The sequence below is a fragment of the Pseudomonas sp. V98_8 genome (genome assembly GCF_029967975.1).
GTDB lineage: Bacteria > Pseudomonadota > Gammaproteobacteria > Pseudomonadales > Pseudomonadaceae > Aquipseudomonas > Aquipseudomonas umsongensis.
Map to the genome: position 1 here is coordinate 1 of NZ_JASCAE010000078.1, position 11800 is coordinate 11800.

Below are 11800 nucleotides of genomic sequence, written 5' to 3' on the forward strand. Positions count from 1 at the left end.
ATACCAACCGAAAACAAGTTGAGGGCTTCACCTCAACCATAGAATCTCCCACAGGTGAAATCTGTGCCTCACCGGGATCATGTGGGAGCGAGCCTGCTCGCGAAGGCGGCTGTACATTCAAAGATGAAATCGCCAGGTACGCGTCATTCAAGCGCCAGGGCAGTGCGGGGCGCTGGAATCGGATTGCGCATCAGTGTCCCGACCACCAGTGCGCCCAGCAACCCCGCCAGGCCCGCGACCCAAAGCAACAAACTGAACCCACCCACGAACGCTTGTCGCGCCAGCGGCTCGACCAGCGGCCGCGCAGCTTCCGGTAACAGACTCAACGCCGTCGGCATGTCACCGGCCACCACCCGCGAGGCGACACCCTGGCTGTATTCGAGCCATTGACCGCCCTGTGCCGCCAGATGGTCGTGCAGCAGCCGTTCGCTGTGTCCCGACAGCAATGCTCCATACACACCGATCGCCAGCATCACCGCGCTGAAGCGCATGGTCGTACTCATGCCCGAGGCCATGCCGGTACGCTCACGAGGCACACAGGCCATGATGTTTTTTTGCGTATCGCCGTTGAGCAGCCCGGCGCCGGCACCCGTGACTGCAATCGCCAGGGCGAAGGGCAGGTATCCGCCGCTGTTGACCGCCCAGGCGCTGAGCAAATTACCGCTGCCCACCAGGGTGAGTCCGACGGCCATCATGTTCGCCGGTGTAACGCGTCCCGCCAGGCGTGCCCCGATGCGCGGGAAAACCAGCATGGTCACGGCAAACGGGAGCATGCCCAGCCCTGCGCAGATGGCGGTAAAACCCAGGCCGTTCTGCAAGTAGAACGGCAGCAAGGTCATCATCACTTGGGCGCACGCGGCGTAGGAAAACATGCCGAGCAACGCGCCGATGAAACGTGGGTGACGAAACAGTTGCAGGTCGATCATCGGCCGCTGTTGCAGGCGCTCGATCACCACGAACAAGCCAAGCAACAGGGCGCCACCCACCAGGCGGGCGTAAGTGACGGGGTTGTTCCAGCCGATGCGGTTGGCTTCGATCAGGCCCCAGATCAGGCACAGCAAACTGGCGCTGAAGGCGAGACTGCCCCACGGATCGAGACGCGCGGCCTGGGCGTCGCGAGACTCAGGCACCGCGCGCCAGACCATGAGCATCAGGAACAGGCCGATCGGCAGGTTGAGGTAGAAAATCCAGCGCCAACCCACGTACTCGGTGATCAACCCGCCCAGAGTCGGCGCCGCCGTCATGGCCACGCCCATGCAACCGCCCCAGAACGCCCAGGCCTTGGCGCGTTCGGCTTCGTCGTGGAAGGTATGGCCGATGGAAGCGAGTGCCGAGGTCAACAGCAGCGCCGCGCCGACGCCCTTGATCGCGCGCGCGATGTCGAGAAACAGCGCGTTCGGGGCGGCGCCGCAGCCGATCGAGGCCAGGATGAATATGCCCAGGCCCCACATCAGGGTTTTTTGCCGGCCAAAACGGTCCGCCAGGCTGCCCGCGGGCAACAGCAACGCGGCGAAGGCCAGCATGTAGGCACTGACTACCCACTCAATGTCAGCGAAATTCGCCCCAAGGTCCCGAGCGATGCTGGGCAAGGTAACGGCGACGATGTTGGTGTCCAGCACGATCAACGAGCACACCGCCGACGCGGTTAGCAAGGTCAGGCGCGGGCTCACCTGGGGTTTGACGGACATGGCAGGGGTTCTCTACTGTGAGGTTCCGTGCAGCTTATCGCCGGCTGGCGACGCTTTTGTTAGGCGCACCGCGTCACTTCATTACCTTTGAGCTAACGCACCGATGGATATTCGCCACTTTCGCTACTTCCTTGCTGTCGCCCGGCATCGCAACTTCACCCGCGCCGCCGAGCAGTTGGGCATCGCGCCACCCACCTTGACCCGGCAAATCCAGGACATGGAAGCGGAGCTGGGTACACGCCTGTTTCTGCGCCAAGTGCGGGACGTCAGCCTGACCGAGGCCGGGGCGGCGCTGGTGATCGACGCTGAGGCCACAGTGCGCCAGTTCGAATCGGCGCAGCGCAACGCACAGCGTGCCGGGCGTGGTGATACCGGTCACATCGAACTGGGTTATGTCGCGTCGGCGGTGTATTCGGGGTTGCTGCAAAAGCAGGTGCAGGGTTTTGCCGGCCAATACCCGGATGTCAGCCTCAATGTGCGGGAAAGTCCAATGGCGAGCCTGCCGAACATGATCCTTGAGGGACGTTTCGATCTGGGCTACATCCGTTGCCCGTTGACGTTGCCCGAGGGTGTCGAGAGTGTGCGCCTGAGTGATGAGGGCTTTGTTTTGGCACTGTCGGTGGACTCATGGCTCAATCGCTTGCCGGTCATCAACTCGGCGCATTTGCACAACGAAAACTTCATTCTTCCCGAGCAAGTCGTCGGTACGTTGCAAGTCGCCGCCCAGGGCGCGTTCGTGCCGAAACTGGGGGCGCAACCGGGTGGGTTGGTGGCAGTGATCGCCTTGGTTTCCCTGGGCCAGGGCGTGGCGGTGGTACCAGAGTCGGTGGTCGGCCATGTCAGTTTGCCGAATGTGGTTTATCGCCAGATCAACGACTGCAACGCATCGTCGTGGCTGGCGTTGATTCATCGCCGGTTCGAGAAATCCCCGGCAGTTGTGCGGTACATCGAGCGTGTGAAGAACCGTTGAAAGCAAAGCCAGCAAGCTTGTTCCTGCAGGCAGCGGCGGCAATTCACAGACCTGCTACAGATCTTGAAATGATTTCGAGCTGTAGGAATTGTCCATATCGACTGTACGATTCAAGTCCTTTTTCCTTTTCAGGACTTGCATGAACGCCCTTACGGAGCCCCCCAGTTATCCTTTCCCCTCGCGCCAACGCGCGGTCTTGCTGTACGCGAAACATCCGGTCTTCTGGCACCCCGATCTCCCTGTCATTGCATTTATCCGGCCTCTGCGCCGCACCTTGCCGTGCCTGGCATTCTGAATTCACTGAATAGATCGAGACATTTACATGGAATGGTTAGCTGACCCCACCGCGTGGCTGGGCTTGTTGACGTTGATTGTGCTGGAGCTGGTACTGGGTATCGACAACCTGGTGTTCATTGCGATTTTGGCGGACAAATTGCCGCCGGAACAGCGCGATCGCGCGCGAATCATCGGCCTGTCCCTGGCGTTGTTGATGCGCCTGGGCCTGCTGGCGAGCATTTCCTGGTTGGTGACCCTGACCCAGCCGCTGTTCGAGGTGTTCGACAAGAGCTTCTCGGGTCGAGACCTGATCATGCTGTTTGGTGGTGTGTTCCTGTTGTTCAAGGCGACCATGGAGCTGCACGAACGGCTCGAAGGCCATGTAGGCGAGCGCACTTCCAATACGGCTTACGCGTTGTTCTGGCCCATCGTGGCGCAAATCGTGGTGCTCGACGCGGTGTTCTCCCTTGACGCGGTGATTACCGCGGTGGGCATGGTCGATGAGTTGTCGGTGATGATGATCGCCGTGATCATTTCGATCGGCCTGATGATCGTCGCCAGCAAGCCGTTGACTCGCTTCGTCAACGCGCACCCTACGGTGATCATGCTGTGCCTGGGCTTTTTGATGATGATCGGTTTTGCCTTGACCGCCGAAGGCCTGGGCTTCCACATTCCCAAGGGCTACTTGTATGCAGCCATCGGCTTCTCGATCCTGATCGAAGTGTTCAACCAGATCGCCCGGGCGCGCCGCAAACGCTCGATGCAGGGCCTGCGACCGATGCGTGAACGCACCGCGCACGCGGTGATGCGCATGCTCGGCGGGCGCAAACTGGCGGCGGAAGAAGTCGGTGAAGAAATCGCCGACATGCTGGACGACGGCGAAGCGCAGAGCGAAGAACTGTTCGACCGTCGTGAGCGGGTGATGATCAGCGGGGTATTGCAACTGGCCGAGCGGCCTATCCGCAGCTTGATGACCGTGCGTGCCGACGTCGACTACATCGACCTGGCCGACGACCCGCAGACCATTCGCACGCGTTTGATGCATTCGTCCTACTCCCGCCTGCCGCTGATTCGCGACGGCGCGGTGGATGAACCGCTGGGTTTCGTGCACAAGAAGGAGCTGCTGAAGGATTTCCTGGCCGGTAACCAGCCTGATCTTGCCCACCTGGCGCGCCAGGCCGTCAACCTGCTGGACAGCTACTCGATCCTCAATGCCCTGGAGCAAATGCGCAAGGCCTCGACCCACATCGCGTTCGTGGTCAACGAATTCGGTGACTTCGTCGGCGTGCTGACCATGACCGACATCCTCGAGTCGATTGCCGGTGAGCTGCCCGACGCCAGCGAAATCGAAGGCCCGGACGTGATCGAGGAGAAGGACGGATTCGTGGTCAGTGGCGCGTTGAACCTGGCGCGAGTGCGTCAACGCACCGGTTTCGCGGCACAACCGACTGAAGACTATCAAACCCTGGCAGGTCTGGTGGTAAGCCTGCTGGACCGACTGCCGATGATCGGTGACAGCCACGAGTGGGAAGGCTGGCGATTGACCGTCATGTCGGTTGAAGAGCGGCGGGTGACGCGGGTGTTCCTGGCGCGCACGTGTAATTGATTTTACCTCCAGCCTGAGGGCGCCTCGCGAGCAGGGAATCGCATCCCGACAGGGAGCGGACCTGCTCGCGAAGCGGCGGGCATGGGTTTTCTGATTTAGAACACTTTTCAATCTCCCCCTACTATTTCCTTCACGACCTGTGGCACACTTTCTGCCGCTTATTCCGTTATTGCAAACCGTATTCCGGTATAGCGGAATCATTTGACTTGCGAGGTTTCGGAGAAGATCTCTGATCCTTCGGTTTTCAGTTCAGGAGAAACACCCATGAGCATTACTCGTTACGGCACCGGCAGCACCGCGGCGGGTGGCCAGCCGCGTCCTTTTGCCCGCGCCGTTGAAGCCGATGGCTGGCTGCACGTCTCCGGGCAGGTGCCGGCGGTGGAGGGCGAGATCATTGTTGGCGGCATCGTCGAGCAGACGCACCAGACCATGAAGAACCTGATCGCGATTCTCCAAGAGGCAGGCTATGGCCTGGAAGACGTGGTGCGTGTCGGCGTATGGCTGGAAGATCCGCGGGATTTCACCAGTTTCAACAAGGTTTTCTCCGAGTACTTCAAGCCTGAACACGCACCGGCCCGGGCCTGTGTGCAGGCGAACATGATGGTCGACTGCAAGGTCGAGATCGACTGCATCGCGTACAAGAAAAAGGCCTGAACTTGACACTGATCGTTCCCAGCGTGGGAACGATCCCCCCCGGCGAATTTGATTGGGAACCACTGACATGAGCGAAGACACCATCAAGCGCCGGGCACGCGGTCTGGACCGGGCGTTCGATATCCTCGATTTCCTCAAGGAGATCGGCCAGCCCCTGCGCCCGAACGATATCGCCAACGGCATCGGCAGTCCGAAATCCACGGTCTATGAGCTGGTGGCCTCGTTGCTGGAACGGCGCATCCTGGAACCGGTGGGCAAGGACGGTCACGTCTATCTCGGCCGCCAGCTGTACTTCCTTGGCCAAGCGCACCTGCGCCATTTTGACCTGACCCGCGAAGCCGATCGGGCCCTGCAGGACATCGTCAACCAGACTCACGAAACGGCGCAGATGTGCCTGCTCAATGGGCGCAAATACACCGTGGCGCTGATGAAGGAGGGCCAGCGGCATTTTCGCATTTCCTCGGACATCGGCGAAAACGCGCCCATTCCCTGGACAGCGTCCGGACGCCTGTTGCTGGCGCACCTGAGTGACAAGGAAATCGTCGACCTGATCGACCACGACGACTTCGTCCTGCCCAATGGCGAACGTTTGCCGCTGGAACAGTTTCTCAAGGAAATCCGCCAGGCTGGCATCGACGGCTTTTTCTCCTTCGACAGCGTGGCCGACACCTTTACCCATTGCTTCGCCGCCCCGGTCAAAGGCCCCGATGGCGTGGCCATTGCCACCCTGTGCATCGTCGCCCCACGGGCCGATGCCAAGACCCATTACAGCGATTACCGCCGGGTGCTGATCGATAGCGCCAACAACCTGGCCCGTCGCATCAACGAATAACAGCGGCTGCCCGCGGCCGCGACTGTGAGGAGTTCGACCATGTCTTCTGCCAAGAATATTGCCGCCGTGGAAAAGGGCTTTGCCCACACTGGCGCCCACCTGGTGCGTGACGTCAGCCTGCCCGCGCTGGTGCTGCATCGCGATGCGCTTGAACACAACATCCGTTGGATGCAGGCCTTTGTCAGTGACAGCGGCGCCGAGCTTGCTCCCCACGGCAAGACCAGCATGACCCCGGCGCTGTTCCGCCGGCAACTGGACGCCGGTGCCTGGGGCATTACCCTGGCCAGCGCCACGCAAACCCGCGCGGCCTATGCCCACGGCGTGCGCCGGGTGCTGATGGCCAACCAACTGGTCGGCACCCCGAACATGGCGTTGATAGCCGATCTTCTGGCTGATCCGGGCTTCGACTTCTATTGCATGGTCGATCACCCGGACAACGTCGCCGACCTCGGCGCCTATTTCGCTTCACGGGGTGTGCGCCTGAACGTGATGATCGAGTACGGCGTGGTCGGCGGTCGTTGCGGTTGCCGCAGCGAACAGCAAGTGCTGGACCTGGCCAAGGCCATCGCCGCACAACCGGCCTTGGCGCTGACCGGCATCGAAGGGTATGAAGGGGTGATCCACGGTGATCACGCGGTGAGTGGCATCCGTGCATTCGCCGGCTCCCTGGTACGTCTGGCCGTGCAGTTGCAGGACAGCGGCGCCTTCGCGATTGCCAAGCCGATCATCACCGCTTCAGGTTCGGCCTGGTATGACTTGATCGCCGAAGAGTTCGAGGCGCAGAACGCTGGTGGGCGTTTCCTCAGCGTCTTGCGCCCCGGCAGCTATGTGGCGCACGACCATGGTATCTACAAGGAAGCGCAATGCTGCGTGCTCGACCGTCGCAGCGATCTGCATGAGGGCTTGCGTGCGGCGCTGGAGGTCTGGGCACATGTGCAGTCATTGCCGGAACCAGGCTTTGCGGTGATTGCCCTGGGCAAGCGCGACGTGGCTTATGACGCTGGCCTGCCGGTGCCGTTGCTGCGCTACCGGGCCGGTGTCATCCCGGCCAAGGGCGATGATGTGAGCACTTGCAAGGTAACCGCCGTGATGGACCAGCACGCCTTCATGACCGTGCCGCCGGGGGTCGATTTGCGGGTGGGCGACATCATTTCGTTTGGCACCTCACACCCGTGCCTGACATTCGACAAGTGGCGGGTGGGTTGCCTGGTGGATGAGCAATTGAACGTTATCGAGACCATGGAAACCTGTTTCTAAGTCCAGTGCCGAGGTGCGGCCTTCGCGAGCAAGCCCGCTCCCACATTTGGAATGCGTTCCCCTGTGGGAGCGGGCTTGCTCGCGAAGGGGCCCGATCAGACAACACGGCAACACCAGAGACCCCACAACATGAACACCTTCAACACCCTGGGCCCCCACACCCCGCGCATCGCCCTGATCGGCGAATGCATGATCGAATTGCAACACCGCGCCGACGGCAGCCTGCAACAAAGCTTCGGCGGCGATACCTTGAACACGGCGGTCTACCTGTCCCGCGAACTGGGCACGGCGGGTTCGGTGGATTACGTCACGGCCCTGGGCGATGACAGTTTCAGCGATGCCATGTGCCAGAGCTGGGCCGCCGAAAACATTGGCCTGAGCAAGGTCCAGCGCTTGTCCGGTCGCTTGCCGGGGCTGTATTGCATCCAGACTGACGCCGCCGGCGAGCGACGTTTTCTCTATTGGCGCAATGAAGCAGCGGTGCGCGATTGCTTCACCACCCCGGCCGCCGCGCCGATCCTGGCCGCGCTGCCGGATTACGACGTGCTGTATTTCAGCGGTATCACCCTCGCGGTATTGGGCGAGGGGCGGGAAAAATTGCTGGAAGTCTTGATCGAGGCCCGCCGGCGCAATACGCGGATCGTCTTCGACAACAACTACCGACCGCGTTTGTGGGCCTCGGTGGAGGAAGCGCGAGTGGCGTACCGCAAGGTGTTGCCCTATGTTGACCTGGCTCTGCTGACCGTCGATGACGAACAGGCGCTGTTCCATTTCGCCGATTGTCAGGCGGTGTTTGCAGCGTACGAGCAGATCGGCACGCCTGAAGTGGTGCTCAAGCGCGGCGCCGAGGCCTGCCTGATTCGTTGTGGCGGCGAGTCATTCGAGGTGCCGGCGCAGAAAGTCGAGCGAGTGGTAGACACCACCGCGGCCGGGGATTCGTTCAGTGCGGCGTACCTGGCTGCGCGGCTCAAGGGTGCGAGCCCGGCCGAGGCGGCCGAGGCGGGGCATCGGTTGGCGAGTCGGGTGATTCAGGCGCCGGGGGCACTCATCCCCTTGGTTTGAACAAGAACGCTGTGTAGGAGCTGCCGCAGGCTGCGATCTTTTGATTTGCTTTTAAAAACAAGATCAAAAGATCGCAGCCTGCGGCAGCTCCTACAGGTGGAGATCAATCCCGGTAAAACACCTGCACCAGGTGATACCCAAACTTGCTCTTGATCGGCCCGTGCACCACCCGCAGCGGTTTCTTGAAGATCACCGCATCGATTGCACCGACCATCTGGCCCGGGCGCACTTCACCCAGGTCGCCGCCGCGTTTGCCGGAAGGGCAGGTGGAGTACTTCTTGGCCAGCACATCGAAGGCTTCGCCCTTGGCGATACGTTGCTTGAGTTGCTCGGCTTCTTCCGAGGTTTTCACCAGGATATGGCGGGCTTGAGCTTTCATGGGGCAGATACCTTGTTGCGGTCGTGACAGCCAGGGGGCGCGATTATGCCCCAACTCACTGCGGTTGACCGATCATCGTGCGAATCTTGTTGGCCAGCAGATCGATGGAAAACGGCTTGGCCACCATGTCCATGCCTTCTTCGAGAAAGCCCTGGCGTTCGGCGGCGTTTTGCGCGTAACCGGTCATGAACAATACCTTCAGTTGCGGGCGATGCTGGCGCGCGATTTCCGCCAGTTGTCGCCCATTCATCCCGGGCAGCCCGACGTCGGTGACCAGCAGGTCGACGCGCAAGTCGGATTCGAGCAAGGGCAGGGCGGTCTTCGCGTCTTCGGCTTCATAGGCGTGATAACCCAACTCCTTGAGCAGATCGGTCACCAGCATGCGCACCGCCGGATCGTCTTCCACCAGCACCACCGTTTCGCCAGCAATCGCTGACGGTGCTTCGCTGATCACGGGCGACAGCACATCCTGTGGTTCGTTGCCTCGTAGTCGCGGCAGGTACAGGCGCACGCTGGTGCCCTGGCCCGGCAGGCTGGACAGGGTCACATGGCCGCCGGACTGCTGGGCGAAGCCGTAGATCATCGACAACCCCAGCCCGGTGCCCTGGCCGATGGGCTTGGTGGTGAAGAACGGATCGAAGGCCTTGGCCAATACCTTGGGGGTCATGCCGGTGCCATTGTCACTGACGGCGATCATCAGGTAATCCCCGGCCTTGACCGGTTCAAGCGTGGTGATATCGCTGCCGTCGAGATAGACGTTGGCGGTTTCGATGCACAACTGGCCACCCTCGGGCATGGCGTCGCGGGCGTTGATCACCAGGTTGAGCAGGGCGTTTTCCAGTTGACTGACGTCGGTGCTGACCGGCCAGGCATCTTCGGTCAGTAGCAGCTTGAGTTCGATGTGGTCGCCTTTGGTACGGCTGAGCAAGTCTTCCAGGGAGTGGATCAGGTCGTTGGCGTTCAGCGTCTTGCGATCCAGCGACTGACGCCTGGAGAACGCCAGCAACCGATGGGTGAGGGCGGCGGCGCGGTTGGCCGAGGAAACCGCGGCCTCGGAGAAACGGTTGATTTCGGCGGCGCGGCCGTCGGCAATGTAGCGTTGCATCAAGTCCAGGCTGCCGATGATGCCAGTGAGCATGTTGTTGAAGTCATGGGCAATGCCGCCGGTGAGCTGGCCGAGTGCTTCCATCTTCTGCGCATGCCGCAGGGCTTCTTCGGCGCGCTCGCGTTCGAACATCTCGCTGAGCAGTTTTTCATTGGCCTCGGCCAATTGCCGGGTGCGCGCGCTCACCCGTTCTTCGAGGGTTTCGTTGAGGTTGCGCAGGGCTTCTTCGGTCTGTTTACGCTCGGTTTCGTCGATGACGAAGATATAGAAACCATTCACCGCGCCATCCGGGCCGTGACGCGGCAGGTAATTCATGAGCGCCTGGCGGATGCTGCCGTCGCGGTGCGCCGTGCCGATGCTGAAGCAACAAGCCTTGCCGCTCAGGGCCTGGGCGATGTGCTCTGCGCGCAATGCGTAGGCCTCATCGCCCAGCACTTCGCGAATGGTTCGGCCGTAGAGTTCCTGGGGCGTCAAGCCATACCAGTCCAGGTAGGCGGCGTTGTTCAAGCGAAAGCGTTCCTCGCGGTCGACGTAGCTGATCAGGATCGGCATGGCGTTGATGATCAACTGCAGCTCGGTCTGACTCTGGCGCAAGGCGTGCTCGGTGTTTTTGCGATCGGTCAGGTCAAGGGCGGCGCCGAGGAAACGGATCGGCCGCCCATGGTGATCCTTGTAGCAGCGTCCGCGAGCAAACACCCAGCGCAACTGGCCATCAGCTTGCAGCAGGCGGTATTCCTCGGCGTACTCGGTGCCGTGAGTGATGCAGTGCTTGATGCTGCGGGCGATCAGGGTGCGGTCTTCGGGGTGGACGCCGTGCAGGTATTCGCTGATCGGCAATTGGCCAGACAGGGCCGGGTCGACGCCGTGCAATTGGGCGAAGTGAGCGTCGGCGATGAAGCGGTCCTCACTGATGTCCCAGTCCCAGGTGCCGACCGCGTCGGTGGCGGCGAGGGCCAGTTGCAGGCGTTCTTCGGTGTCTTGCTGAGCCTTGAGGCTCGCAGCGGAGCGCTGCTCCAGTTCGAGGGCGATGCGCCGGCGCTCGTTGGTTTCGATGGCGGTGACCAGGATTCCGGCAACCTGGGCATTTTCGTCGCGGATGGGGCTGTAGGTCAGGTCAAGCCAGAAGTCGGAATCAGTACCGTCGCGCTGCAGGGTGAAGCGCTGTTCGCTGTAGGTTCGCACCTGTCCTTGTAGGACCGCGCTGTAAATTGGGTCAGTAAAGTCCTTTAATTCGGGCCAGATCAGGTGGGTTGGCTGTCCGAAAGCGTGCGGATGCTTGCTGCCGGCCAGCAGCGCGAAGCCGTCGTTGTAGATCTGCGTCAGCTGCGGCCCCCAGAGCAACAGCATCGGCATTGGCGAATGAATCACGATGTCCACGGCGGTTCGCAGGCTCTGTGGCCAGGTGCCAGCAGCGCCCAGGGGGCTGTTCGCCCAATCGAGTCTGGCAATCAGGGCCTGGGCATCGCTGCCGGTGGGTGATGCGTTCATCAAGATGTCCTGCACAAAAGTCGGTGTGGCGGCGTCAACTATCCTTGCAGGGCAGTAGACGCTGGATGACCTGCTTCAGGTCATTTTTTAACATTGAATGCTTCGTCGGTGCTTTTTGCCATGGAAATCGACGCGTTGTTAAGGCGCTTGGCCAGCCAGGATGGCTCCGATCTTTACCTGTCCACGGGTGCGCCTGCGAGTGCGCGGTTCAACGGTGTAATTACCGCCCTGGCCGATCAACCGATCAAGCCGGGAGCAATCGCGACGATTGCGGCGTCCATCATGGACGCCGAACAGCGCCTTGAGTTCGATCGGGAACTGGAAATGAACCTGGCGATCTCCCAGGCGGGGATTGGACGCTTTCGAGTGAACATTTTCAAACAGCGTAACGATGTGTCAATGGTCGTGCGCAACGTCAAGCAAGCTCGCTCGCGATGGTCGTCAACGATGTCGCTGGATGCCTGACACCCCGCGGCGTTCTCG

The 11800-nt window shown here is 61.3% G+C and carries 9 protein-coding genes and 1 pseudogene; 7 read left to right on the forward strand and 3 right to left on the reverse strand.

What is annotated here, in order from left to right; translation table 11 throughout:
* Positions 1 to 143: 143 nt before the first annotated feature.
* Positions 144 to 1688 (reverse strand): MFS transporter, encoded by a 1545-nt coding sequence (locus tag QLG10_RS23460; protein WP_282488134.1) that lies wholly within the window; start codon positions 1686 to 1688, stop codon positions 144 to 146.
* Between the two features lie 103 nt (positions 1689 to 1791).
* Between QLG10_RS23460 and QLG10_RS23465 the strand changes: the two genes are divergently transcribed.
* The 6 genes from QLG10_RS23465 to QLG10_RS23490 all read left to right on the forward strand — a co-directional run bounded on the left by QLG10_RS23465 (position 1792) and on the right by QLG10_RS23490 (position 8345).
* Positions 1792 to 2658, forward strand: a complete 867-nt coding sequence (locus QLG10_RS23465) for a LysR family transcriptional regulator (RefSeq protein ID WP_282488135.1) — start codon at positions 1792 to 1794, stop codon at positions 2656 to 2658.
* A 322-nt stretch (positions 2659 to 2980) separates the two neighbouring features.
* Positions 2981 to 4540, forward strand: a complete 1560-nt coding sequence (locus QLG10_RS23470) for a TerC family protein (protein WP_282488136.1) — start codon at positions 2981 to 2983, stop codon at positions 4538 to 4540.
* A 264-nt stretch (positions 4541 to 4804) separates the two neighbouring features.
* A complete protein-coding gene (locus tag QLG10_RS23475) occupies positions 4805 to 5194 on the forward strand; it encodes a RidA family protein (RefSeq protein WP_008063617.1) in 390 nt (129 codons plus the stop codon).
* Positions 5195 to 5261: 67 nt separating this feature from the next.
* Positions 5262 to 6026, forward strand: a complete 765-nt coding sequence (locus QLG10_RS23480) for an IclR family transcriptional regulator (protein ID WP_110754452.1) — start codon at positions 5262 to 5264, stop codon at positions 6024 to 6026.
* Between the two features lie 39 nt (positions 6027 to 6065).
* Positions 6066 to 7283 carry an amino acid deaminase gene (locus QLG10_RS23485; protein WP_282488137.1) on the forward strand — a complete coding sequence of 406 codons (1218 nt, stop codon included), beginning with the start codon at positions 6066 to 6068 and terminating at the stop codon, positions 7281 to 7283.
* A gap of 129 nt (positions 7284 to 7412) precedes the next feature.
* Complete coding sequence (locus tag QLG10_RS23490; RefSeq protein ID WP_282488138.1) at positions 7413 to 8345, forward strand: sugar kinase; 933 nt, start codon at positions 7413 to 7415, stop codon at positions 8343 to 8345.
* Positions 8346 to 8448: 103 nt separating this feature from the next.
* Here the strand turns inward: QLG10_RS23490 and QLG10_RS23495 are convergent, their stop codons facing one another.
* Positions 8449 to 8724, reverse strand: coding sequence for a peptidylprolyl isomerase (locus QLG10_RS23495; RefSeq protein WP_007933743.1), 276 nt, complete (start codon positions 8722 to 8724; stop codon positions 8449 to 8451).
* A gap of 55 nt (positions 8725 to 8779) precedes the next feature.
* Complete coding sequence (locus QLG10_RS23500; RefSeq protein WP_110754445.1) at positions 8780 to 11317, reverse strand: PAS domain-containing sensor histidine kinase; 2538 nt, start codon at positions 11315 to 11317, stop codon at positions 8780 to 8782.
* Positions 11318 to 11437: 120 nt separating this feature from the next.
* Between QLG10_RS23500 and QLG10_RS23505 the strand changes: the two are divergent.
* Positions 11438 to 11737: pseudogene (locus QLG10_RS23505) on the forward strand (type IV pili twitching motility protein PilT); the annotation flags it as partial.
* Positions 11738 to 11800: the final 63 nt, after the last annotated feature.